This is a genomic window from Micromonospora chersina, assembly GCF_900091475.1.
Taxonomy (GTDB): domain Bacteria; phylum Actinomycetota; class Actinomycetes; order Mycobacteriales; family Micromonosporaceae; genus Micromonospora; species Micromonospora chersina.
Genome location: NZ_FMIB01000002.1, coordinates 2864141 through 2889059, shown reverse-complemented (window position 1 = coordinate 2889059; position 24919 = coordinate 2864141). Strand labels below are relative to the sequence as shown.

Genomic DNA, 24919 nt, shown 5'->3' with positions numbered 1-24919 from the left:
CCTCCGGAGCGCGTCATGAGCACCGACGTGCGGACCGGCACCGTACGGACCAACGTCCCGGCCCGCCTCGACCGGCTGCCCTGGTCCCGCTGGCACTGGATGATCGTGATCGGCCTCGGCACGGTGTGGATCCTCGACGGCCTCGAGGTGACAATCGTCGGCAACCTGTCCGGCAAGCTCGCCGAGCCGGGCAGCGGCCTGAGCATCACCCAGAGCCAGGTCACCGGCCTGGCCGCCGCGCTCTACGTGGCCGGCGCCTGCACGGGCGCGCTCTTCTTCGGCTGGCTCACCGACCGGTTCGGGCGCAAGAAGCTGTTCCTGCTGACCCTCGGGCTCTACCTGGTGGCCACCGCGCTGACCGCGCTGTCCTTCGACACCTGGTGGTTCTTCCTGTTCCGGTTCCTCACCGGCATGGGCATCGGCGGCGAGTACGCAGCCATCAACTCGGCCATCGACGAGCTGATCCCGGCGCGGCACCGCGGCCGCATCGACATCATCATCAACGGCACCTTCTGGCTCGGCGCGGCGCTCGGCGCGCTGCTGACCGTGCCGCTGCTCAACGGCCTGCCCACCAACCTCGGCTGGCGTGTGGCGTTCGGCCTGGGCGCCCTGCTCGGCGTGGTGATCCTGCTGGTCCGCCGGCACGTCCCGGAGAGCCCACGCTGGTTGTTCATCCACGGCCGCGCCGACGAGGCGAACCATCTCGTCGACTCGGTCGAGGCCGAGGTGAAGCGGGAGACCGGCAGGGACCTCACCGAGGCGGACAACTGGATCGAGATCAAGCAGCGGAAGAGCACCAACTTCCTGGAGATCGCGAAGACGCTGTTCGCCCGCTACCCGAAGCGCGCCACGCTGGGCTTCTCGCTCTTCATCGGCCAGGCGTTCCTCTACAACGCGATCACCTTCGGCTTCGCCCAGATCCTCCAGACGTTCTTCGACGTCCCGCCGGGCAACAGCGGCTACTACTTCGCGGTGATCGCGGTCGGCAACCTGCTCGGCCCGCTGCTGCTGGGCCGGCTCTTCGACACCGTCGGCCGGGTCCCGATGATCGCCGGCTCGTACATCGGCTCGGGCATCCTGCTGCTCGGCACCGCCTGGCTGTTCCACTCGGGCGTGCTCAACGCGGTGACCATGACCGCCTGCTGGTGCGCGGTGCTCTTCTTGGCCTCCGCCGGCGCCAGCGCCGCGTACCTGACGGTCAGCGAGATCTTCCCCATGGAGACCCGGGCCATGGCCATCGCGTTCTTCTACGCGATCGGCACGGCCGCCGGTGGCATCACCGGCCCGCTGCTCTTCGCCAAGCTGGTCGGCACCGGCAAGGTCGGCGACACCGTGGTCGCCTTCGTCATCGGCGCCGCCGTCATGATCATCGGTGGTCTCGTGGAGCTGACCCTCGGCGTCAAGGCCGAGGGCAAGTCCCTGGAGGAACTGGCCACCCCGCTCAGCGCCGAGCACGCCGGCATCCCGGCGCAGCGCGGCGCCGGCACCCCGGCCCCGGTCACCGGCGGCGCCCCGGGCTGACCTCCGCCGCTCCCCCCGGCACCGCCCCCGCCCGTCCAGGCCGGGGGCGGTGCCGCGTTTTCAGGGGTACGCACACCGCTCCGTCCCCCGGCTACCGCCGGCTCCCGACGAGGCGCAGATCGTCGCCCGACGACCGACCGGCTCAGCGGTCGTCGCCGCTGCCACCCAGCACACCACGGCCCTGGCGGCTGGCCAGCTTGGCCAGGTTCGCCGTCGCGATGTCGTTCAGTGACAGGTCGAGGTGGTCGGCGAGCACCGCCACGTACCAGAGCACGTCGCCGAGTTCCTTGGCGATGCCGGCCCGGTCGATCCGCGACTCGTCGCTGTCGAGGTCGCGGACCCACTTCTTGAACTTCTCGGCGAGCTCACCCGATTCGCCGACCAGCCCGAGCACCAGGTGGAACAGCTCGTTCCTCTTGTGACGTGGAGCGGCGGTGCGGAGAGCGCCACGCTGATACTCATCCAGGTCCATGGCGGACCAGTCTGGCCCAGCCCTGCCACCCCAACGGCCGCGCCCTACCGCGATCGACTTTCCCCAGGAGGTGTGGGACGAGATGGTCCGGCAGCACAAGGAGCGGCACCTGAGACCACCGCAGCGGCCACGCATCGCACGTCGTTCGATCTGATCGGTTGCTCAGGGGAGCGTGCAGGGTTCGCGCCAGGCGTCGAGTTTGCGGTCCTTGAGGATCGAGGCGAAGCCGTAGCCGACAGTGGTGACGCAGAAGTCGGCCGGGTCGCCGCTGAACTCGACGTGGAAGACCGGCTTGTGCGCGTCGGTGAAGGGGAGCAGCTTGTCGCACCCGCCCCGGCGCACGCACTCCTGGTTGACCGCGAAGTCGAAGTCGGGGGCCAGCGCGGCCACCTGCGGCAGGTCGTCGACGAGCCCGGGGGAGAGGTCCAGGCGCCGGGCCAGCTCGGCCAGCCGGCGGTTGAACTCCAACTGGTCGTCGAAGGTGAGCGGGAAGCCGGAGCGGTGCAGGTAGCCGTCGGCGTCGTCGAGCGCCACCGCGCCGAAGCCCTTGCCCCGGCAGAGCCGGAACCGGTCGGCCAGCACCGGCTCCAGGGAGTCCCACCGGCGGATGTCCAGCCACCGGCTGCCCGGCCGTCCGGGCACCGCCGTGCCGCGTACCGCCGCCGGGAAGCGGCTCGCGTCCGGGTCGGTGGCCGCGTACGTGCCGACCCGCACCTGGCACACCAGGCGGCGGTGGCGGGCGCGCAGCGCGCCGGTCTCGCCGGAGGTGGTCCGCACCGCGTCGAGCAGGAAGACGTCGGCGTCGACGGTGACGTCCACCGGCCCGGTGAGCTGCCACTGCCACTGCCAGTGGCGGGCCTGCGCGACCGGCCACGGGGTGGGCGCCCCGGGCGGGACGATCGGCTCCCGGCAGGCCGGCGCCGGGGCGAGCAGCAGCACCGTCAGCACCACCGCAACGCCCCGGCGCGGCCCACGTCGGCGGACGCGGACCGGCCGGGGCAGCATGGCCCACGCCGGCCGGATCCGCATGGACAGCTCCCGGGTCGCGGGCGGCACCCCGCCCCCTGCCGGTACGTCTCCGGTGGCCCGGCGCGCCGGCGACAGGGCCGGCAACGCTCAGGCGTCCCCGGCGTACCTCACCCGGTCAACGAGCGCGCACCCGGTCACGACGCGCCGCTCAGCGCGGCGTGCCGAAGTCCTGCGTCCAGTACGGCCCGTTGCTCCGCGCCACGCCCACGCCGATCTCGGTGAACGAGCAGTTCAGGATGTTCGCCCGGTGACCCGGGGAGTTCATCCACGCGTCCATCACCGCGGCCGGGCTCTGCTGGTTCCAGGCCACGTTCTCGCCGTACGACCGCCACGCGTACCCGACCCGGTCGAGCCGGTCGCCCACGTCGCTGCCGTCGCTGCCGTCGTGCGACATGGTCTTGTGGTCGGCCTGGTCCTGGCTGTGCCGCTGGGCGGCGAGCGTCAGCTTGTCGTCGACGGTCAGCGCCTTGCAGCCGGCCTTGGCCCGCTCCTGGTTGACGAGGTCGACGACCTCCCGCAGCTCGGCGGTGAGTCCCTTGGTCGAGGTCGTCGTGGCGCCCGTGCCGCTCGACGCGGTGGCCCGCGGCAGCTGCCGGGACGGCGCGGTGGTCCGGCTCGGCGTCGGGGTCGGCTTCTTCGTCGGGCTGGGCTTGACGGTGGTCGGCGCGGCGCTGGGGCTTGTCGACTCCGGTGCGAGCGCGTCGGCGGCGTCCGCCCCGGCGCTGTCGGAGGTCAGCGGGGCGGCGGCCACCGGGCCGTCGGCGGCGGTGGGTTTGGTCCGCTGGTCGTCGCCGGGCAGCAGCACGGCGCCCACGCCGAGGCTCACCACGAGGGTCGCCGCGGCGGCGGCCCCACCGATCAGGAGGGGACGCGGCAGCCGCCGCCGCTGCCGGTGCCGGCCGGTGTCGTCCGCCGGGTCGTCGGTGACCGGCTGCCAGGCGGCCGTGGGCCGTTCGTCGGCGACCGGCTGCCAGGCGGCGGTCGGCTGCTCCTGGGGGCGCCAGGCGGGCTGTTCGTCGGCGGCCGGCTGCCAGGCGCCGGTCGGCTGCTCCTCCCGCTGCCAGGCGGCGGCCGGCTGTTCGGGCTGCCAGGTGGTGGCGGGCTGCTCGTCGCGGCGCCAGGCGGCGGTCGGCTGCCCGGGCTGCCAGGTGTCGGCGGGCTGCTCCTCCGGGCGCCACGCGGCGGTCGGCTGCCCGGCGTGCCAGCCGGCGGCCGGCTCGTAGGGGGACGCCGGGGCGCCCGGGTGGGCCGCCGGGCCGTACGTCGGCTCGACGGCCGGGGAGTACCCGGTCCGGTCGGCGTCGGCGTACCGCCCGGCGTCGGCCCACCCGTGCGCGGCGGCACCGGCGGCGGGGAGGGTGCCGGTGCGCTCCGTGGTGTGGTCGTCCCGCCACGCGGTGGCCGGTGCGTCGTCCCGCCAGGTGCCCGAGGGCGCCTCGGTCGGGCGCGGGCCGGGCTCTTCCGGCTCGTCGCCGAAGAGGTACGACGACCGCGGCTCGGGCCGGTCGGTGAGCCAGGCCGGTCCCTCGTCGGTCGGCGGCTCGGGGCGTCGGGGAACGCCATCCGGTTCGATCGGGTCGGTCCAGCGGTACACGCCTGTCCCCTCCACGGGTCGGTTGCGGGCCGCAGTGACGCTACGGGCGGGCCGCGAGCTGCGGCAACGTGGCTAAGAAAGAGTTAAGGGGAACCGGACGGCAAGGGTGAGGCGTTCACACATTCCCGGGCGTACAGTAAAGGCGTCCGGACAGAGCGTGTCCGCGCCTTGTGGCAACCCCCCGACAAGTGGACCGGGCGACGTGGAGATGATCTACGGCCTGCGGGAACTTGACGAAGGAGGGGGGTTCGGCTCAATATATAGGTGTCGCCAGTCGCGCCCAGCCATGCCCGGATTTCGCGGGGATGGCAGCCGCGAACATCATGGGCGCGCGTTGGCCGGCCTTTCCGGCAGCGCATATCAAGGAGTCAGCATGGCGAAGGCCCTCTACGGCCACGTAGGTGCAGCGCCCGACCGGCGTCTGCTCGACGAGGTCACCCGACTGCGTGCCAGGGTTCAGGCACTGGAGTTCGAGATCACGCGTCTGCGCGCCGACAACGATCGGCTTGCGGCGGCTGCGGCGGAGGCTGACGACCTCCTCCGACTGGCCGAGCCCGCGCTGACCTGATCTCCGGTTGTCGGAAAACTGAATCGCACCACACAGAAAACGCGCGCCGACACCCAGTGCCGGCGCGCAGCTTTTTGTTTTCGGGACGGCAATTCGCGATCTTGACGGCCTCCCGGAATTGCGTCCCGCAATTCTGATCTTGCACTTTTCCGTGGCGTACGCCACATCGCCGGAAACCGGACAGCTCCGGCACCGGGTGGGTCGCGTACCAGGCTCTCCCCGCCCGCGGGTTAGTCTGCGGGTTCACCAGGTCCGCGCAGCCGGCGACGGTACGGCGGCCACCGGACGAGGATCGAGAAGGTGCATCTCAAGAGCCTGACGGTGAAGGGCTTCAAGTCCTTCGCCTCCGCGACGACGCTGAAGCTGGAGCCCGGGATCACCTGCGTGGTCGGCCCGAACGGCTCCGGCAAGTCCAACGTCGTCGACGCCATCGCCTGGGTGCTCGGCGAGCAGGGCGCCAAGGCGCTGCGCGGCGGCAAGATGGAGGACGTCATCTTCGCCGGCACCGCCGGCCGGGCGCCGCTCGGCCGGGCCGAGGTCACCCTCACCATCGACAACACCGACGGCGCGCTGCCGATCGAGTACACCGAGGTCTCCATCACCCGCCGGATGTTCCGCTCCGGCGAGAGCGAGTACGAGATCAACGGCGACTCCTGCCGGCTGCTGGACATCCAGGAGCTGCTCTCGGACTCCGGCATCGGCCGGGAGATGCACATCATCGTCGGGCAGGGCCGGCTCGACGGCATGCTGCACGCCAAGCCGGAGGACCGGCGGGCGTTCATCGAGGAGGCGGCCGGCGTCCTCAAGCACCGCAAGCGCAAGGAGAAGGCGCTGCGGAAGCTCGACGCGATGCAGACCAACCTCAACCGGCTCACCGACCTCACGGCCGAGCTGCGCCGCCAGCTCAAGCCGCTGGGCCGGCAGGCCGAGGTGGCCCGCCGGGCCGCCGCCATCCAGGCCAACCTGCGCGACGCCCGGCTGCGGCTGCTCGCCGACGACCTGCACACCCTGCGCACCACGCTGGACCGGGAGATCGCCGACGAGACCGCGCTGCGCGAGCGGCGCGAGCAGATCGAGGGCGAGCACGGCGAGGTGCAGGCCCGGCTCGGCGAGCTGGAGGCCGCGCTGGCCGAGGACGCCCCGCTGCTCGCCGCGGCGCAGGACACCTGGTACAAGCTCTCCGCGCTCCAGGAGCGGTTCCGCTCCATCGAGCAGCTCGCCCGGGAACGGCTCCGGCATCTCAGCGCCACCGGCGACGACGAGCGCCCCGGCCGCGACCCGGACCAGCTGGAGGCCGAGTCCCGGCGGGTCCGCGAGCAGGAGGAGGAGCTGCGCGCGGCGCTCACCGAGGACCAGGTCCGGCTCGCCGAGGCGGTCGAGCACCGGCAGGAGCTGGAACGGCAGCTCGCCGCCGCCGAACGCGAACTGGTCGCCGCGGCCAAGGCCATCGCCGACCGGCGGGAGGGGCTGGCCCGGCTGACCGGCCAGGTCAACTCCGCCCGGGCCCGCACCACCAGCGCGGGCGAGGAGATCGAACGCCTCGCCGCCGCGCACACCGACGCCCTGACCCGCGCCGAGAAGGCCCAGGCCGAACTGGACGCCGTCGCGGAGCAGTCCACCGAGGCCGACCGGGACAACGCCGACCTGGACGCCCGGCACGCCGAGGCGGTCGCCGTGCACGAGCAAGCCCAGGCCGCCGTGCGCAGCCTCGCCGACGCCGAGCGGGCCGCCGAGAAGGACGCCGCCACCTGGAAGGCCCGCGAGGAGGCGCTCGCCCTCGGCCTGCGCCGCAAGGACGGCGCGGGCGCCCTGCTGGCCCGCGCCGACCAGGTGCCCGGCCTGCTCGGCAGCCTCTCCGGCCTGCTCACCGTCGCACCGGGCAACGAGGCGGCGCTCGCCGCCGCGCTCGGCGGGCTCGCCGACGCCGTCGCGGTCAGCGGGGTGGACGAGGCCGTCGAGGCCATGCGGCTGCTCAAGATCTCCGACGCCGGCCGCGCCGGGCTGCTTGTCGGCAGCCCCGCCGGCCCCGGCATGGCCGGCTCCGCCGACGCGCTGCGCCCGAAGCTGCCCGAGGGCGCCCGCTGGGCCCCCGACCTGGTGGAGTGCTCCGCCGAGCTGCGCCCGGCCGTGCACCGGGCGCTGCGCGACGTGGCGCTCGTCGACGACCTCGCCGCCGCGGCTGAGCTGGTCGCCGGCAACCCGGAGCTGCGCGCGGTCACCCCTGACGGGGACGTGGTGGGGGCGTACGCGGCGGCCGGCGGGTCGGCCAAGGCGCCCAGCTACATCGAGGTGCAGGCGGCCGTCGAGGAGGCGCGGGCCAACCGGGCCACCGCCGAGCGGACCAGCGCCGAGCTGCGCGAGCAGCTCATCGAGGCACGCGCCGAGGTGGCCGCCGCCAAGGAGGCCGTGCAGCACGCCGCCGCCGCCAAGCGGGAGGCCGAGAGCCACCGCAACGCCGCCGCCCGCCGCCTCGCCGAGCTGGGCGCGGCCGCCCGCTCGGCCAAGGCGGAGACCGACCGGCTCGGCGAGTCTCGTTCCCGCGCCGAGGCGGCCCGGGAACGCGACCTCCAGGCCCTCGCCGAGCTGGAGGAGCGGCTCCGGCTGGCCGAGGCCACCCCGCTGGACGCCGAACCGTCCACCGAGGAACGCGACCAGCTCGCCGCCATGGTGCCGCAGGCCCGGCAGAACGAGATGGAGGTCCGGCTCGCCGTGCGTACCGCCGAGGAGCGGGTCTCCTCGATCGCCGGCCGGGCCGACTCCCTCGCCCGGCAGGCGACCGCCGAGCGGGCCGCGCGGGAGCGCGCGGCCGCCCGGCGCGCGGCCCGCACCCGCGGCGCCGAGATCGCCCGGGCCGTGGTCGGCGGCGCCCGCGAGGCGCTCACCCGGCTCACCGTCTCGATCGCCCGGGCCGAGGAGCACCGCGACGCCGTCGCCCGCGAGCGCGCCGCCCGCGAGGCCGAGCTGTCCGAGGTACGCGGCGCGGCCAAGCGGCTCGGCGCCGAGCTGGAGCGGCTGACCAGCCAGGTGCACCGGGACGAGGTGGCCCGCGCCGAGCAGCGGCTGCGCATCGAGCAGCTGGAGGCGAAGGCGGCCGAGGACTTCGGCCTCGACGTGGCCACCCTGATCGCCGAGTACGGCCCGGACCAGCTCGTCCCGCCCACCGACGCCGATGTCGCCGCCGCGGAGAAGGACGGCAGGCCGGTGCCCGAGCCGGTCCGCTACGAGCGGCCGGTGCAGGAGAAGCGGGCCGCCAAGGCGGAGCGGGAGCTGGCCCTGCTCGGCAAGGTCAACCCCCTCGCGCTGGAGGAGTTCGCCGCGCTGGAGGAGCGCTTCAAGTTCCTCTCCGAGCAGCTGGAGGACCTCAAGGCCACCCGCCGGGACCTGCTCACCGTGGTCAAGGACGTCGACGACCGGATCCTGGAGGTCTTCGCCAGCGCGTTCGAGGACACCGCGCGGGAGTTCGAGCAGGTCTTCACGGTGCTCTTCCCCGGCGGCGAGGGGCGGCTGGTGCTCACCGACCCGGAGGACCTGCTCACCACCGGCGTCGAGGTCGAGGCCCGGCCACCCGGCAAGAAGATCAAGCGGCTCTCCCTGCTCTCCGGCGGGGAGCGGTCGCTCACCGCGGTGGCCATGCTTGTGGCGATCTTCCGCGCCCGGCCCAGCCCGTTCTACATCATGGACGAGGTGGAGGCGGCCCTCGACGACGTCAACCTGGGTCGCCTGATCACGCTGCTGGCCCAGCTCCGCGAGAAGAGCCAGCTCATCGTGATCACCCACCAGAAGCGGACCATGGAGATCGCCGACGCGCTCTACGGCGTGACCATGCGCAGCGGCGTCACCCAGGTGATCAGCCAGCGGCTCAACCGGGCCGACGACGAGGGGCAGGGGAACAGCGAGTGAGTCGGGAACGCGCCACGGCGCTCCTGGTGGACTTCGACGGCGTGCTGCGCCGCTGGGATCCGGCGGTGGCCGCCCGGGTCGAGCGGGAGTACGGGCTGACCGAGGGTGTCCTCGGCGAGATCGCCATGTCCTGGGGGCTGCTCCAGCCGGTGCTCACCGGCAAGGTGAGTCACGCCGAGTGGATGAACAGCGTGGCCGAGGCGCTCACCCCCTCGGTCGGCGACGCGGGCCGGGCCCGGGCCGCGGTGGACGCGTGGCAGCGCTACCGCGGCGAGGTCGACCCCGACGTGCTCGCCTTCATCCGGGAGGTCCGGTCGGCCGGTGTCCGGGTCGGGCTGGGCACCAACGCCACCGACGTGCTCGACGCCGACCTGGCCGCGCTGGACCTCACCGACGAGCTGGACGTGGTGGTCAACTCCTCGGTGATCGGGGTGCACAAGCCGGCGAAGGAGTACTTCCAGGCGGCCTGCGAGGCGCTCGGGACCCCGCCGGCGCGGGTGCTGTTCGTCGACGACGAGGACCGTGCGGTGGCCGGCGCCCGGGTGGCCGGGCTCTCCGCGCACCGCTGGAGCGGGCCCGCGGACCTGCGCTACCTGCGCGCGGCGCTGGCGTACTGAGCCGGCCGGGTGGCGGGTTCCGGTCGGCCGGGACGCCGCCACCTCGCCGTGCCGGGGAGGGTCAGTCGCCGGTGACGCCGTCGATGCGCTCGCGGATCAGGTCGGCGTGGCCGTTGTGTCGGGCGTACTCCTCGATCATGTGCACGTAGACCCAGCGGAGGCTCATCTCGTCGGCGGTGCCGTCGCGACGGGGGCGCCGGAAGGTGTGGTCCAGCGACAGGCCGGCGGCGGCCTTCCGGGCCGCCTCGATCTCGGCGCGGAGGGTGGCGAACGCCTCCGCCGGGTCGGCGTCGGCGATCGCGTTCAAATCCGCGTCCGGGTCCTCGTCGCCGTCGTAGAGGCCGGGGATGTCCTCACCGGCGGCGCGGATCCGGAACCACCAGCGCTCCACGTCGGCCATGTGGCGGACCAGCCCGAGCAGGGTCAGGGTGGACGGCTCGACGCTCGCCGTCCGGAGCTGCTCGGCGGTCAGGCCGGCGCACTTGTGGAGCAGGGTGTCGCGGTGGTAGTCGAGCCAGCCTTCCAGCATGGTGCGCTCGTCACCGACGTAGGGCTCGTGGCTGCGGTCGATCTCGGGTGCTCTCCAGGTCATCCCGCGATGTTAGGAAGGGCCCCCTGTACAACGCCAGGCGTTAACAGGGGGCCCTTCCTTGCGCTCAGGGCACCACCACGACCGGCCAGCGGCCGGTGCGGACCAGCCGGGTGGCGACCGAGCCGACCAGCTTGTGGCCGGCCTGCTCGGACGACCCGACCACCACGAGGTCCGCGCGGTGCTCGTCGGCCGCCTTGCACAGCTCGGCGTACGCGTCGCCGCGCCGGCACAGGAAGGTCACCGGCAGGCCCAGCTCCTCGGCGCCGCGCCGGCACTCCTCGCGCAGCTCGGCGGCCAGCTCGTCGTGGGTCTGCTGGACCGCCCCGGCCACCACTCCGGACATGATGCCCGCGTACGGGGCGGGCGAGCTGACGAAGACCACCACCAGCCCGGAGCCCTGCCGGCGGGCCAGCCCGGCGGCGTACGAGGCGGCGCGCAGCGAGGTGCGGCTGCCGTCGACGCCGACCAGTACCACCCGGGGCCCGTCCGTGCCGCGCTCGAACGGCAGCGGCCGGGCCTCCGGGCCGTACCTCTCGCGCTCGGGTGCGTCCATCGGGTCAGTCCCGCCCGCCGGTGCGTACCACCGGGGCGCCGGCGCCGGCCGCGACTGTCGACTCGCGCTCGACCTCGGCGGAGACCGCGTCGCCGTTGGTCCGGCGCAGCGGCACCTCCTTGATGAACACCACCGCGATGAGCGCGATCAGCCCGAACGGGGCGGCGGCCAGGAAGATGTCCCCGGCGCCGTGCCCGTACGCGGCCTCGACGACCGCGCGGATCGGTGCGGGCAGGGTGTGCACGTTGGGCAGGCTACCGCCGCTGCCGGAGCTGGAGGCGGGGATGCCGAGTCCGGCGAGTCCCTCGGCGAGATAGTCCTTGACCTTGTGGCCGAGGATCGCGCCGAGCGCGCTCACGCCGATGGCGCCGCCGAGGCTGCGGAAGAACGCCACCACGGAGCTGGCGGCGCCGAGCTCGTGCGGACCGACGGTGTTCTGCACGGCGAGGACCAGGTTCTGCATGGTCATGCCCAGGCCGAGGCCGATCAGCGCCATGAACACGGCGAGCCGCCAGTACGGGGTGTCCGCCCGCATGGTGCCCATCAGCGCGAAGCCGGCGGTGAGCAGCACCGAGCCGGCCACCAGGTACCGCTTCCAGCGGCCGGTGTTGGTGATGATCCGGCCGACCACGGTGGAGGCGATCAGCAGGCCGAGGATCATCGGCAGGGTCATGAGGCCGGACATGGTCGGGCTCTCGCCGCGGCTGATCTGGAAGTACTGGCCCAGGAATACCGAGGCGCCGAACATGCCCACGCCGACCGCGATGCTGGCGATCACGGCGAGGGTGATGGTGCGGTTGCGGAACAGGCGCGGCGGGATCATGGGCTCGGCGGCCCGGTTCTCCACCCGCAGGGCGAGCGCGCCGAGCAGCACGGCGCCGGCCACCATGACGGCGGTCTGCCAGGACATCCAGTCGTACTTGTCGCCGGCCAGGGTGACCCAGATGAGCAGCAGGGAGACGGCCGCGGTGATGAGGGTGGCGCCCCACCAGTCGATCTTCGCCTCGCGCTTGACCACCGGCAGGTGCAGGGTCTTCTGGAGCACGACGAGGGCGAGGACGGCGAACGGCACGCCCACGTAGAAGCACCAGCGCCAGCCGAGCCAGTCGGTGTCGACGATGACGCCGCCGATGAGCGGGCCGCCGATGGTGCCCACGGCCATGACCGCGCCGAGGTAGCCGCTGTACCGGCCGCGCTCGCGCGGCGCGATCATCGTCGCCATGATCACCTGGGCCAGGGCGGTCAGGCCGCCCGCGCCCACGCCCTGCACCACCCGGCAGGCGATGAGCTCGCCGGTGGTGTGTGACTGCCCGGCCAGCACCGAGCCCAGCACGAAGATGCCGAGGGCGAGCTGGACGAGGACCTTCTTGCTGGTCAGGTCGGCGAGCTTGCCCCAGATCGGGGTGGTCGCGGTGGTCGCCAGCAGCGTCGAGGTGACCACCCAGGTGTACGCGGACTGGCCGCCGTGGAGGTCGGTGATGATCCGCGGCAGCGCGTTCGAGACGACCGTGGAGGAGAGGATCGCGACGAACATGCCCAGCAGCAGGCCGGAGAGCGCCTCCAGGATCTGCCGGTGGGACATGTCGACGGCGGTCGCCCGGGTGGGCGCTGTCGCCTGCGTCATCGTGGATTGCCTCCGGGAAAGACGGGGGAAGGGGTTGCCTCGGGCAACCGTATGGCTTGGTTGCCTCAAGCAACAACCGCACGTGGCGCAGGTCTTATTCCGGGGCGGACCCGGTCAGAAGGTCTCGTTGAACCGGTGCATGAGCCGGGCGAAGTCCTCGACGTCCTGTTTCGGCCACGATTCGAGCGAGCGCCGGATCTGTCCGAGTCGGGCCGCCCGTGCCGCGTCGAACCGGCGGGTGCCCTCCTCGGTGAGGCTGAGCTGGGCGGCGCGCCGGTCGGTCGGGTCCGGGTCGCGGCGGACCAGGCCCAGCGCCTCCAGGCCGCCGATCTGCCGGCTCAGCGTGCCCTTGCCGATGCCCAGCTTCCCGGCCAGGTCGGTGAGCCGGGTCGAGCCGGACCGGCGCAGCCAGAGCAGCAGCCCGTAGGCGTTGGGCTCCAGGTTGGGGTGGACCTCGCGGGCGATCTCCCAGGACAGGGCGCGCCCGCGCCGCAGCAGCGCGGTCAGTTCGTGCTCCACGGCGCGCAGGCTCTCGTCCACCCTGAGAGGGTACTCACCCCTCGTCGCTGAGCCGCTGCCGCGCCACGGTGCGCAGGTGCCCGTCGCTCGTGGTGCCCTCGATCACCACGTCGGCCGTCCGGCCCTCGTGGGTCAGCGTGGCCACCGCGTTGCCGAAGTAGGGTCCGGCCAGCTTCTTCCACCGCACCAGCGGGCGGCGCACCCCGGCCGAGCGGGCCAGCGCCCGGGCCGCGCCGGCCGGCCCCGGATTCCAGCCCAGCTTCATGAGCGGGCGCATCCCGGCCGGCACCTGGTTGTGGATCGGGGAGCAGGTGAGCTGGTGCACGGGGGTGCGTACGCTCCGGTCGGCGAACCGGGCCCGGGCCACGTACGAGTGGTGCACGTCCCCGGAGAGCACGCTGATCGAGGCCGGCCGCGAGTACGCCGGGCCGGCGCCGACCCGCGCCCCCTCGCGCGGCGCCGTGCCGCTGCCCAGCCGGGCGAACAGCTCGCCCAGCGCCTCGAAGGAGCGCCGGAACGAGGCCCAGTGCTCCAGGTCCCAGGCCCGCCGCATCTGCTCGGCCAGCTTGGCGACCCAGGGCCGGCGGGAGTCGGCGAGCTTCTCGTTCCACGACTCCACGTGGTGGATGCCGGGCGGCAGCAGCCAGGGCAACGAGGCGCCGACCACCAGGTGGTCGTAGACGCCGTGCGCCCGGTCCAGGAACCACGACCACTCGCCGGGCGGCAGCATGGCCCGGCTGCCGGGTTCGAGGACCCGGCTGGAGCGGTTGTCCAGCATGACCAGGCGGGTCCGCCCCAGGTCCAGCGCGTAGCTCCACTGGTACTGCACGGCGCGCCAGCGCTCGGTGTCGTGCGCGACGTCGGCCTCCGTGTCGACCCGCTCGCCGAACTCGTGCAGCACGCCGGTGGCGTCCTCGGCGGCCATCACCTTGGCGTACACCGGGTCGGCGGCGATCTCGTCCGGGGCGAGGTTGCCCAGGTGCTGGTAGACCCAGTAGGAGGCCAGGCCGCTGCGAATCCGCTCCGCCCACCAGGGCTGGGTGCGCATGTCCGCCCGCCAGGACGCCGAGGTGTTCCAGTCGTCGATGATCTCGTGGTCGTCGAAGATCATCACGCTCGGCACGGTGGAGAGCAGCCAGCGGATCTCCGGGTCGCGCCAGGACTCCAGGTAGAGCTTGGTGTACTCGTCGAAGCTGACCACCTGGGTGGCCGGGGCGCCCTTCGGGCGGCGGCGCCGCCGCTTGAGCAGCCGGCGCACGGTCGGCGAGGTCTCGTCGGCGTAGACCTGGTCGCCGAGGAGCACCAGCAGGTCGGGCAGCGAGCCCGGGTCGGGGGTGGCGATCTGCCGCCGGGCGTACGCGTCGAGGGCGTCCGGGGGCAGCCGGCGGGCCGTGGCGTGCTGGGTGGTCTCCCGGCAGGAGCCGAAGAGCAGGGTCACCGGCTGGTCCCGGTCGTCCTCCGCCCGGGTCCGGATCACGCTGGCCGGGAAGCCGCTCTCCGGCACCGGCCAGGCCACCACGTCGTCGATGAGCACCTCGTAGGTGGTGCTGCTGTCCGGGGTCAGCCCCGACACCACCACGATCGCGTAGTGGTGGTCGTACGCCGAGAAGGTGGGGGCGCTGCCGGTGGCCCCGCCGGCCGTGCGGACGGTGACCATCGCGGGCGCGCTGGTCTCCACCCAGACGGTGGCGCGCGTGCCCACGACCCGGCGCAGGAGCGGGCCGATGAGCAGACGGGGACCGGTCACGGCGCACCTCCGACGAAGATCATTAACCCTTTCCTACCCGGCCGGCGGTTGCGGCACGCCTTCCAGCCGCGAGCGTACCCGCAGCTTGTTCACGTGCCGAGGCGGTGAGTGGGACGCCGTCGCCGGCATCTGACAGGATTTCGGGCATGAAGGAATACCTCCTCGTCGCACTCGCCCTGCTCGTGGCGCTGATCCTCGGCGGCCTCAGCCTCGTGGTGCCCCGGCTGCGCCGGCGCCCCGAGCCGCCGCTGCCGGAGACGGAGGTCGACACCAGGGCCGAGGAGGACCTGGCCGGGCCGCCTGTCGAAGCGGCGGAGTCGGACCTGCGCACCGGCGTCCTGGTCGAGCCGCCGCCCGTGGTCGAGGCGCCGCCGCTGCCCACCATCGAGGTCCCCGAGCCCACCGCCGGCCGGCTGGTCCGGCTGCGCTCCCGGCTGTCCCGCTCGCAGAACGTCTTCGGCAAGGGCCTGCTCGGCCTGCTCAGCCGGGACCGCCTCGACGAGGACACCTGGGAGGAGATCGAGGACAGCCTGATCACCGCCGACGTCGGCATCGACTCCACCCGGGAGATCGTCGACCGGCTGCGCGAGCGGACCCGGGTGCTCGGCACCCGGTCGGTCGACGAGCTGCGCACGCTGCTCGCCGCCGAACTGGTCAACGCGCTCGACCCCACCCTGGACCGGTCGCTGAAGACCGCCCCCAAGGAGGGCGTCCCGGCGGTGCTGCTGGTGGTCGGTGTCAACGGCGCCGGCAAGACCACCACCTGCGGCAAGATCGCCCGGGTGCTCATCGCGGACGGCCGGACCGTGCTGCTCGGCGCGGCCGACACCTTCCGGGCCGCCGCCGCCGACCAGCTGGAGACCTGGGGCGGCCGGGTGGGCGCGGAGACCGTCCGCGGCCCCGAGGCCGCCGACCCGGCCAGCGTCGCCTTCGACGCGGTCAAGCGGGGCATCGACACGGCCGTCGACACCGTGCTGGTGGACACCGCCGGCCGGCTTCAGAACAAGGTCGGCCTCATGGACGAGCTGGGCAAGGTCAAGCGGGTCGTGGAGAAGCACGGCCCGATCGACGAGACCCTGCTGGTGCTCGACGCCACCACCGGCCAGAACGGCCTGGAGCAGGCCCGGGTCTTCACCGAGGTGGTCAACGTGACGGGCGTGGTGCTGACCAAGCTCGACGGGACCGCCAAGGGCGGCATCGTGATCGCCGTGCAGCGCAAGCTGGGCATCCCGGTGAAGCTCGTCGGCCTCGGCGAGGGCCCCGACGACCTGGCCCCGTTCGACCCGGCGCAGTTCGTCGACGCGCTGCTCGGCACTGAGCCGCTCGCCCGGGACGCGTAGCCTCGACGTGACGACTGACGATCGCGCCTACGCGGGGTGGCGCGACCCCAGCCACCCGTCGCCACGCCTCGGGAGACCGTACGTGACTTCGCAGGAGATCCCGCTGCACGGCGGGAACGTGAGCACCGTCGTCCGGGTGGGCGACACGGTCCGGCGCAACGCGGGCCCGTGGACCCCCTCGGTGCACGCGCTGCTGCGCCACCTGGAGTACGTCGGCTTCACCGGCGCGCCCCGCGCCCTGGGCATGGACGAGCGCAACCGCGAGGTCCTGTCGTACCTGGAGGGGGAGTGCGGGGAGTACCCCCTCGCCCCGCACTGGGTCACCGACGAGGCCCTGGTCACCGTGGCGACCATGCTGCGGATGTTCCACGACGCCCAGTACGGCTTCACCCCGCCGCCCGGGGCGGTCTGGCGCTCGTTCGGCCCGCCCCCGCCGGACACCGAGGTGATCTGCCACCACGACGCCGCCCCGCACAACGTGATCTGGCGGCCCGACGGCACCCTCGGGCTGATCGACTTCGACCTGGCCTCGCCCGGCGCCCGGATCTACGACGTGGCGTACGCGGCCTGGACCTGGGTGCCGATCTTCTCCGACCGGGACTCGATCACCCTCGGCTGGAAGCACCCGGACCGGCCGCGCCGGCTGCGCCTCTTCGCCGACGCGTACGGGCTGATCCCGCGGGACCGGCACCGGCTCATCCGGACCATCCGCAAGCGGATCGTCGACCACGTGGAGGGCATCCGGCGGATGGCCGCCGCCGGCGAGCCCGCGTTCGTCCGGATCGTGCACAAGGGCCACCTGCGCCGGCCCATGCGCGACCTGCGGCTGCTCGACTACGAGCGGCACGCCCTGGAGTACGCCCTGCGCTGACCGCCTGTCGAGGAGGAGTGGCCGGTTCCGCGTGGGACCGGCCACTCCTTCCGTTTTCCCCAGGCAAGATCGTCGTTCTTCACACGCCGGAAACAACCCGTCACGCGTCGGAAATCGAGCGGTGTCGGTGAAGGAAACAGCCGCCGAGCAAGCTTCCGCGCAACCGGCTGACGGGCGATGCTGCCAGGTCTCAGTCGGAAGGAGGACAACCACACCGAGAGGAGGCAGCGTGGAGATCAACACCGGCAACACCGCCTGGTTGCTCCTGTCGTCTGCGCTCGTGCTGCTCATGACGCCGGGTCTCGCCCTGTTCTACGGTGGCCTGAACCGGTCCAAGGGCGTACTCAACATGATGATGATGAGCTTCAGCTCCATCGGGCTCATCTCCGTACTCTGGGTCATCTACGGCTTCACCCTGGCGTTCGGCACCAACGGCAATGCCGGGCTCAACAACGTGATCGGCAGCTTCTCCCAGTACCTTGGCACGGAGACGAAGTTCATCGGCGAGGAGTGGCTCTTCCTCGGCGCGGGCACCGGCATCCCGACATACGTGTTCATGGTCTTCCAGATGATGTTCGCCATCATCACCGTGGCCCTGATCAGCGGCGCGGTTTCCGACCGGTTGAAGTTCTCCGGCTGGCTGCTCTTCGCCTTCGCCTGGTTCACCCTGGTCTACATCCCGGTCGCCCACTGGGTCTGGGGAGGCGGCTTCATCGGCGCCAAGATCAAGGCGTTGGACTTCGCCGGCGGCACCGCGGTACACATCAACGCCGGTGCCGCGGCCCTCGGTCTCGTGCTGGTCCTCGGCAAGCGGATCGGCTGGCCCAAGGAGAGCTTCAAGCCGCACAGCGTGCCGCTGGTGGCGCTCGGCGCCGGTCTGCTCTGGTTCGGCTGGTTCGGCTTCAACGCCGGCTCCGAGCTGACCGTCGACGGCACCACCGCCGTGGCTTTCGTCAACACCCAGGTCGCCACGGCCGCCGCCGTGCTCGGCTGGATCGTCGTGGAGTGGCTGCGCAACGGCAGGCCGACCCTGGTCGGCGCCTCCTCCGGCGCGATCGCCGGGCTGGTCGCCATCACCCCGGCCTGTGGCTTCATCGCTCCGCTTCCGGCGGTGCTGGTCGGCCTGGTCGCCGGCGCGGTCTGCGCCCTGGCGGTGAGCCTGAAGTACCGGTTCGGCTTCGACGACTCGCTCGACGTGGTCGGCGTCCACTTCGTCGGTGGCTGGATCGGCTCGCTCTCCATCGGCTTCTTCGCCACCCTCCAGGTGAACTCCGCCATCGAGGGCCTGGGCGGCGGCGAGGGCCTGTTCTACGGCGGCGGCCTCACCCAGCTCGGCCGCCAGGCGTTGGGCAGCGGCATCGTCACGGTCTACTCGTTCGCCGTGGCCGCGGTGATCGCCCTCGCCGTCAAGGCCCTGATCGGGCTCCGCACCGACCCCGAGGCCGAGGTCGACGGCATCGACGTGGCCGAGCACGCGGAGAGCGCGTACGACCTGTCGCCCAGCACGGGCGGCAGCGGCGGTGGCGCGTTCGCGATGGCCGGGATCGGCGCCGCCAGGCCCGCCCCGGAACCCACCGACCCGGCGGAGGAGCCCGCCGAGCCGGTCAGCGAGAAGGTCGCCGGTTAACGTTCCTGGGATGGAGGGGTTGGACATGAAGCTGGTGACCGCGGTCATCAAGCCGTACCAGCTGGACGCGGTGAAGGAGGCCCTGCACGCCCTCGGCGTGGCCGGCCTGACCGTCAGCGAGGTCCAGGGCTACGGCCGGCAGAAGGGGCACACCGAGGTCTACCGGGGTGCCGAGTACACGGTCGAGTTCCTGCCCAAGATCCGGGTCGAGGTGCTCACCGACGAGATGGACGTCGACAAGATCGTCGACGCCATCGTGGGCGCCGCCCGGACCGGCAAGATCGGCGACGGGAAGGTCTGGGTGACAGGTGTCGAGGAGGTCGTCCGGGTCCGCACCGGCGAGCGCGGCCTCGACGCCCTCTGAGGACGTCTCGATGACCTCGTTGATCAAGGAGAATGCGTCAGGAAACCCCGGTGACGGTGACGCGAACTTCTTGATCAACGAGGTCGTCGGCGTGCCGGGCGGGATCGGTGCCGACGCCCGGCGGGCGCGGGCAGAGGCGCTGGACGCGTGGCTGGAGTCCGCCTTTCCGCAGCGGGCGGGGATCGCTCTGGTCGCCGTCGGCGGGCTGGGGCGGCGGCAGTGTGCGCCCTACGGCGACGTCGACCTGGTGCTGCTGCACGCGGGGGTGCCCGGCATCGACGAAATTGCCGCCTCGCTCTGGTATCCGATCTGGGACGCCGGGCTGCGGCTGGACCACTCCGTGCGGACCGTCCCCGAGGCGCTCTCGGTGGCCCAGGACGACGTCAAGGTCGCCCTCGGCCTGCTCGACGCCCGCCACGTGGCCGGCGACCCGGCCCTGGCCGACCAGCTCGTCCGCACCGCTGCCGACCACTGGCGGCGTACCGCCGTGCGGCAGCTCCCGCGCCTGCGGGAGATCACCACCGCCCGCTGGCAGACCCACGGTGAACTGGCCTTCCTCCTCGAAGGCGACCTCAAGGAGGCCGCCGGCGGGCTGCGCGACGTCGGCATCCTCCGGGCCATCGCCACCGCGGGGGTGACCGACGCGCTGCGCCCCGCCGTGCACGCCGCCCACCGGCGGCTCCTCGACACCCGCGACGCCCTGCACCAGCAGGTCGGCCGCCGGGTCGACCGGCTCGTCGCCCAGGAACGCGACGGCGTCGCCGCCCTGCTCGGGCTGCGCGTCGCCGACGCCGGGGGCGTCATCGGTGACGGGGACGCGCTGCTGCGCCGGGTGGCCGGGGACGCCCGGACCGTCAGCCACGCCCTCGACGACGCCTGGCGGGCCGCCGACCGGCTCCGCGCCGGCCGGCACCGGACCGCCGGCGGCCGGCCGCTGCGCCGCCCGGTGGCGCGGGACGTGGTCGAGCAGGACGGCGAGCTGGTGCTCGCCCGCGCCGCCATCGGCGCCCGCCCCGACCCGAGCCTCTCGCTGCGGGTCGCCGCCGCGGCGGCCACCACCCGGCTGCCCATCGCCCGGGCCACCTGCGAGTGGCTTGCCGCGTACTGTCCGCCGCTGCCCGCGCCCTGGCCGCCGGCCGCCCGGGCCGCCCTCATCACCCTGCTCGGCGCCGGTCCCGGCCTGGTGCCCGCCTGGGAGACCTGCGACCGGTACGGCCTGATCGACGGCTGGCTGCCCGAGTGGACCCGGCTGCGCAGCCTGCCGCAGCACAACCCCGTCCACCGGTTCACCCTCGACCGGCACCTCGTGCAGGCCGCGTACGAGGCGAGCCGGCACACCCGCGACGTGGACCGCCCCGACCTGCTGCTGCTCGGCGCGTTCCTGCACGACATCGGCAAGGGGCTCCCCGGCGACCACAGCACCGTTGGCGCACCGCTGGCCGAGGCGGTGGCCGCCCGGATCGGCCTGCCCGACGACGAGGTGGCGCTCATCGGCAGGCTGGTGCGGCTGCACCTGCTGCTGCCCGACGTGGCCACCCGGCGGGACCTCTCCGACCCGAAGACCGTCGCCGGGGTCGCCGAGCGGGTCGGCGACACCACCAACCTGGACCTGCTGCACGGCCTGGTCCGGGCCGACGCCGCGGCCACCGGGCCGGCCGCCTGGTCGGACTGGAAGGGGCGGCTGATCGCCGAACTCGTCGCGCGGGTGCGCACCGCCCTGGACACCGGCGTGGTGCCCGCCCCGCCGGCCCCCGACCCGGCGCTGGTCGCCGGGCCGCTGCCCGTCGTACACCTGGGGGAGGACCGGGTGTCGGTGGCCGCGGCCGACCGGCGGGGGCTGCTCGCCACGGTGGCCGGCTGCCTGGCACTGCACCGGCTGGAGGTGATCTCCGCGGACGCCGCCACTGTCGACGGCCGGGCCCTGGTGCAGTGCCGGGTGCAGCCGCGCTACGGGCTGGCCCCCGACCCCATCGCGCTCCGCGCCGACCTGCGCCGCGCGGTCGGTGGCGACGTCTCGGTCACCCAGCGGCTGCGCGGCCGGGCCCTGGCCGCGCGCGGTCAGGGCGCCGCGCCCCGAGTGGTCTGGCACCGCGAGGCGGCCACCGACGCGGTGCTGCTGGAACTGCGGGCCGCCGACGCGGCCGGGCTGCTCTACCGGGTCTCCTGCGCCCTCGACGAGGCCGGCGCCCAGGTGCGGGCCGCCCGGATCTCCACCCTCGGCGGCGACGTGGTCGACGCGTTCTACCTGGTGGGCGGCTGGCCGTCCGACGCCGACCGGGCCCGGATCGAGGCCGCCGTGCTCGCCGCCGTGTAAGGAAGGGCCCCTTCTTAACGCCTCGGGTAGAGCAGGGGACCCCTCCTAACACCCACCCACGCCGGCACTACGCCCGGCGACGTAGGCGCGGAGCCGCCCGTGGGGCGACGTGCCGGGGGCCGCCCGGCGGGACGCTCGGTGGCATGAACCTGCCAGTGCAGACCGAAGGGCTCACCAAACGGTACGGCGGCCTGACCGCCGTGCAGGACCTCCAGCTCACCGTCCGGGCCGGCGAGGTGTACGGCTTCCTCGGCCCCAACGGCGCCGGCAAGACCACCACCCTGCGCATGCTGCTCGGGCTGGTCCGGCCCACCGCCGGCACGGTCCGGCTGCTCGGCCGGCCGCCCGCCGCCGGCCGGCTCACCGGTGTCGGGGCGCTCATCGAGGGGCCGGCCTTCTACCCGTACCTCTCCGGCCGGGACAACCTGCGGGTGCTGGCCCGCTACGCCGGGGTCGGCGCCGACCGGGTCGCGCTCGTGCTCGACCTGGTCGACCTCACCGACCGGGCCGGCGACCGCTACGCCGGCTACTCGTTGGGCATGAAGCAGCGGCTCGGGGTGGCCGCCGCCCTGCTCAAGGACCCCCGCCTGCTGATCCTCGACGAGCCGACCAACGGCCTCGACCCGGCCGGCATGGCGGACATGCGCACCCTCATCCGCCGGCTCGGCGCGGCCGGCTGCACGGTGCTGGTCTCCAGCCACCTGCTCGGCGAGGTCGAGCAGGTCTGCGACCGGGTCGGGGTGATCGCCCGGGGCCGGCTGGTGGCCGAGGGCAGCGTCGCCGAGCTGCGCGGGGCGGCCGGGCTTCGGCTGCTCGCCGACCCGCTGGACGACGCGGCCGAACGGGCGCGGGAACTGGTCGGCGCCGAGCGGGTCCGGGTGGTCGACGGCGGGCTGGAGCTGGCCGTCGCGCCGGAGCAGGCCGCCTGGCTCAACGCCGAGCTGGTCGGGGCCGGGCTCGCCGTGCGCGAGCTGCGCCCCCGGGAACGGGACCTGGAACAGGTCTTCTTCGACCTCGTGGAGAAGGGAACGGCAGATGTCGCGTAGCTTCCGCGCCGAGACCGTCAAGCTGGTCCGGCGGCCGGCCACCTGGCTGCTGCTGGCCATCACGCTGGTGCTCTCGCTGATCTTCACCTACGTCTTCCCGTACGCCGGCGTCGCGGGCGGCACCGACGGGCCGAACACCGACCGGGGGCTGCCCGCGCTGCTCCCCGACCAGCTGGTCGGGAACTCCCTGGGCGGCCTGCCGGTCTTCCTCGGCGCGATCCTGCTGATCCTCGGCGTGCTCACTGTCGGCGGCGAGTACGGCTGGGGCACCTGGAAGACGGTGCTCACCCAGGGCCCGACGCGGCTGGAGGTGTACGCCGGCAAGCTGCTCGCCCTGGCCGCCGCCGCGCTGGCCGTGGTGCTCGCCGTCTTCGCGGTCGGCGCGGTGGCCAGCCTGCTCATCGCGTCCGCCGAGGCGCAGCCGGTGACCTGGCCGTCGGCCGGCGACCTGCTCACCGGGATCGGGGCGGGGTGGCTCATCGCGACGATGTGGGCCATGCTCGGTGCCGTGCTCGCCGTCGCGCTGCGTGCCGTGGCGTTGCCGGTCGGGCTGGGCCTGGTGTGGATGCTCGCGGTGCAGAACCTGCTCGCCGCGATCGCCGCGCCGCTTGTCGACTGGGTGGCGAAGGCGCAGGAGGGGCTGCCCGGGCCGAACGCCGGGTCGCTGGTCGTCGCGCTCGGCGCACCGCGCGACGTGCCGGGGGCCACGACCGCGGTCGGCGGCGGGCAGGCGGCCGTGGTGGTGGCCGCGTACCTGGTCGGGTTCGCGGCGGTCGGCGCGGTGCTGCTGCGCCGGCGGGACATCGGCTGAGGCGGGGCGGGGGAGGGGACGTGGACCGCGAACGTGGCGACCGGGGCCGCCGGCTCCTGGACGGCCTCGTCGCCCTGGCCCTGCTGGTGATCGGGCTGGCCGGCACCGCGCCGGCCGGCCTCAACCAGGGCGTGGAGGCCGGGCCGGCCGCGTACCCGCTGGTCGTGGTGGCCGCGCTCGCGGTGGCCGTCCGCCGGCGCTGGCCGCTTGCCACCCTGGCCGTGGTCACCGCGGCGAGCACCGCGTACCTGGTGCTCGGCTACCCGTACGGCCCGATCCTCCTGTCGTTCTTCGTCGCGGTCTACACGGTGGCCGCGTACCGGCCGGCGCGGGATGCGGCGGTGGCCAACGGCGTGGCGCTGCTCGTGCTGCTCACGCACGTCTTCGTCGGGGTGCGCCCGCCCGGCCTGGTCGGGCTCATGCCGGCCGCCGCGTGGGTGGTGGTGCCGTTCGCCGTGGGGGTCACCGTGCGGCTGGGCCGGGAGAACGCGGCGCGCAGCCGCACCGACGAGGCGCGCCGGCTGGCCGACGCCGAGCGGCTGCGGGTGGCGCGGGAGGTGCACGACGTGGTCGGGCACGGTCTCGCCGCCATCCACCTCCAGGCCGAGATCGCCCTGCACCTGCTGGCCCGCAAGCCCGAGCAGGCCGAGGCGGCGCTCACCGCGATCAGCCGGACCAGCAAGGAGGCGCTCGACGAGTTGCGGGTGACGCTGACCGTGGTCCGCCGCGACGAGGCCGCCGACGAGCGCGCCCCCGCGCCAGGGCTGGCCCAGCTCCCGCAGTTGCGCGAGCGGCTGGCCGGCGCCGGGCTCCCGGTCACCGTCGAGGTGGACGGGTCACCGCGCCCACTCCCGGTCGCCGTCGACCTGGCCGCGTACCGGGTGGTGCAGGAGGCGCTGACAAACGTGCTGCGGCACGCCGGACCGGCCACCGCCACGATCCGGTTGCGGTACGCGCCCACCGAGGTCGCCGTGGAGGTCACCGACACCGGCCGGGGCGCGGCCGCCCCGGCGGGCCGGGCCGACGGGTACGGGCTGGCCGGCATGCGGGAGCGGGTCACCGCGCTGGGCGGTTCGTTCGCCGCCGGCCCCGCCTCCGCCGGCGGCTTCCGGGTGTCCGCCACACTGCCCGTGGAGGAGGTCACATGATCCGGGTGCTGATCGCCGACGACCAGGACCTGGTCCGGATCGGGCTGCGCGCCCTCGTCGAGAGCGAGGACGACCTCACCGTGGTCGGCGAGGCCGCCGACGGGCTCGCCGCCGTCGAGGCGGCCCGCCGGGAACGCCCCGACGTGGTGCTCATGGACGTGCGGATGCCCGGCGTCGACGGCATCGAGGCGACCCGCCGGATCGTCGCCGACCCCGCGCTGGCCGGCACCCGGGTGGTCGTGCTGACCACCTTCGAGCTGGACGAGTACGTCTTCGACGCGCTCCGGCACGGCGCCAGCGGCTTCCTCACCAAGGACACCCGCCCGGCCGAGCTGCTGCGGGCCATCCGGCTGGTCGCCGAGGGGGAGGCCCTGCTGTCCCCGTCGGTGACCCGGCGGGTGGTGCGGGAGTTCGCCACCCGGCCGGCCCGGGTGCCCCGCCCGCACCCCCGGCTCGGCGCCCTCACCGACCGGGAACGCGAGGTGGTGGGCCTGGTCGGCGAGGGGCTGAGCAACGTCGAGATCGCCGAGCGGCTGGTGGTCAGCCCGGCCACCGCGCGGACCCACGTGAGCCGGGCCATGGTCAAGCTGGGCGCCCGGGACCGGGCCCAGCTCGTGGTCTTCGCGTACCAGTCGGGGCTGGTCGCGTCGTGATCGACCGGC

The 24919-nt window shown here is 73.8% G+C and carries 21 protein-coding genes; 13 read left to right on the top strand and 8 right to left on the bottom strand.

All coding sequences use genetic code 11. The features are described from left to right. The first annotated feature begins 15 nt into the window (after positions 1–15). Entirely contained in the window at positions 16–1521 is a 1506-nt protein-coding gene (locus GA0070603_RS13090) for an MFS transporter (RefSeq protein ID WP_091312486.1), read from the top strand. Positions 1522–1663: 142 nt separating this feature from the next. Here the strand turns inward: GA0070603_RS13090 and GA0070603_RS13085 are convergent, their stop codons facing one another. The 3 genes from GA0070603_RS13085 to GA0070603_RS13075 all read right to left on the bottom strand — a co-directional run bounded on the left by GA0070603_RS13085 (position 1664) and on the right by GA0070603_RS13075 (position 4616). After that, entirely contained in the window at positions 1664–1993 is a 330-nt protein-coding gene (locus GA0070603_RS13085) for a nucleoside triphosphate pyrophosphohydrolase family protein (RefSeq protein ID WP_091312482.1), read from the bottom strand. A gap of 162 nt (positions 1994–2155) precedes the next feature. Further along, positions 2156–3022, bottom strand: coding sequence for an endo alpha-1,4 polygalactosaminidase (locus GA0070603_RS13080; RefSeq protein WP_091321902.1), 867 nt, complete (start codon positions 3020–3022; stop codon positions 2156–2158). A gap of 148 nt (positions 3023–3170) precedes the next feature. Further along, entirely contained in the window at positions 3171–4616 is a 1446-nt protein-coding gene (locus GA0070603_RS13075) for a CAP domain-containing protein (protein ID WP_208862871.1), read from the bottom strand. 373 nt (positions 4617–4989) lie between these two features. Between GA0070603_RS13075 and GA0070603_RS13070 the strand changes: the two genes are divergently transcribed. The 3 genes from GA0070603_RS13070 (at position 4990) to GA0070603_RS13060 (ending at position 9701) form a co-directional block, all read left to right on the top strand. After that, on the top strand, positions 4990–5184 hold the full coding sequence (locus GA0070603_RS13070; protein ID WP_007456482.1) for a hypothetical protein: 195 nt from the start codon (positions 4990–4992) through the stop codon (positions 5182–5184). 300 nt (positions 5185–5484) lie between these two features. Then, complete coding sequence (gene smc, locus GA0070603_RS13065) at positions 5485–9084, top strand: chromosome segregation protein SMC (protein ID WP_091312478.1); 3600 nt, start codon at positions 5485–5487, stop codon at positions 9082–9084. Beyond that, positions 9081–9701, top strand: a complete 621-nt coding sequence (locus GA0070603_RS13060; protein WP_091312475.1) for an HAD-IA family hydrolase — start codon at positions 9081–9083, stop codon at positions 9699–9701. Before smc ends, GA0070603_RS13060 begins: the two co-directional genes overlap by 4 nt. A gap of 61 nt (positions 9702–9762) precedes the next feature. Here the strand turns inward: GA0070603_RS13060 and GA0070603_RS13055 are convergent, their stop codons facing one another. From GA0070603_RS13055 to GA0070603_RS13035, 5 genes are all read right to left on the bottom strand, one after another. Next, positions 9763–10293 carry a DinB family protein gene (locus GA0070603_RS13055; protein ID WP_091312472.1) on the bottom strand — a complete coding sequence of 177 codons (531 nt, stop codon included), beginning with the start codon at positions 10291–10293 and terminating at the stop codon, positions 9763–9765. A gap of 64 nt (positions 10294–10357) precedes the next feature. After that, positions 10358–10846 (bottom strand): universal stress protein, encoded by a 489-nt coding sequence (locus GA0070603_RS13050; protein ID WP_091312469.1) that lies wholly within the window; start codon positions 10844–10846, stop codon positions 10358–10360. 4 nt (positions 10847–10850) lie between these two features. Next, positions 10851–12470, bottom strand: coding sequence for an MDR family MFS transporter (locus GA0070603_RS13045; protein ID WP_091312465.1), 1620 nt, complete (start codon positions 12468–12470; stop codon positions 10851–10853). 114 nt (positions 12471–12584) lie between these two features. After that, complete coding sequence (locus GA0070603_RS13040) at positions 12585–13010, bottom strand: MarR family winged helix-turn-helix transcriptional regulator (protein ID WP_091312461.1); 426 nt, start codon at positions 13008–13010, stop codon at positions 12585–12587. 13 nt (positions 13011–13023) lie between these two features. Further along, positions 13024–14736 (bottom strand): alkaline phosphatase D family protein, encoded by a 1713-nt coding sequence (locus GA0070603_RS13035; protein ID WP_091312457.1) that lies wholly within the window; start codon positions 14734–14736, stop codon positions 13024–13026. Between the two features lie 146 nt (positions 14737–14882). Here GA0070603_RS13035 and ftsY point away from each other — a divergent pair, with 146 nt between their 5' ends. The 9 genes from ftsY (at position 14883) to GA0070603_RS12990 (ending at position 24910) form a co-directional block, all read left to right on the top strand. Then, a complete protein-coding gene (gene ftsY, locus GA0070603_RS13030) occupies positions 14883–16076 on the top strand; it encodes a signal recognition particle-docking protein FtsY (protein WP_091312453.1) in 1194 nt (397 codons plus the stop codon). Further along, positions 16051–16947 carry a phosphotransferase gene (locus tag GA0070603_RS13025; RefSeq protein WP_187399608.1) on the top strand — a complete coding sequence of 299 codons (897 nt, stop codon included), beginning with the start codon at positions 16051–16053 and terminating at the stop codon, positions 16945–16947. Before ftsY ends, GA0070603_RS13025 begins: the two co-directional genes overlap by 26 nt. 229 nt (positions 16948–17176) lie before the next feature. After that, positions 17177–18574, top strand: a complete 1398-nt coding sequence (locus GA0070603_RS13020) for an ammonium transporter (RefSeq protein WP_091312449.1) — start codon at positions 17177–17179, stop codon at positions 18572–18574. Positions 18575–18599: 25 nt separating this feature from the next. Then, positions 18600–18938, top strand: a complete 339-nt coding sequence (locus GA0070603_RS13015) for a P-II family nitrogen regulator (protein ID WP_013284578.1) — start codon at positions 18600–18602, stop codon at positions 18936–18938. Positions 18939–18948: 10 nt separating this feature from the next. After that, positions 18949–21252: a [protein-PII] uridylyltransferase gene (locus GA0070603_RS13010; RefSeq protein ID WP_091312446.1), complete on the top strand. Its 2304-nt coding sequence runs from the start codon at positions 18949–18951 to the stop codon at positions 21250–21252. A 143-nt stretch (positions 21253–21395) separates the two neighbouring features. After that, positions 21396–22298 carry an ABC transporter ATP-binding protein gene (locus tag GA0070603_RS13005; RefSeq protein WP_091312442.1) on the top strand — a complete coding sequence of 301 codons (903 nt, stop codon included), beginning with the start codon at positions 21396–21398 and terminating at the stop codon, positions 22296–22298. Next, a complete protein-coding gene (locus GA0070603_RS13000) occupies positions 22288–23109 on the top strand; it encodes an ABC transporter permease (RefSeq protein ID WP_091312439.1) in 822 nt (273 codons plus the stop codon). The genes GA0070603_RS13005 and GA0070603_RS13000 overlap by 11 nt, the downstream gene beginning before the upstream one ends. Before the next feature lie 20 nt (positions 23110–23129). Next, positions 23130–24257, top strand: a complete 1128-nt coding sequence (locus GA0070603_RS12995) for a sensor histidine kinase (protein ID WP_091312435.1) — start codon at positions 23130–23132, stop codon at positions 24255–24257. Beyond that, on the top strand, positions 24254–24910 hold the full coding sequence (locus tag GA0070603_RS12990) for a response regulator transcription factor (RefSeq protein ID WP_091312433.1): 657 nt from the start codon (positions 24254–24256) through the stop codon (positions 24908–24910). Before GA0070603_RS12995 ends, GA0070603_RS12990 begins: the two co-directional genes overlap by 4 nt. The last annotated feature ends 9 nt before the right edge of the window (positions 24911–24919 follow it).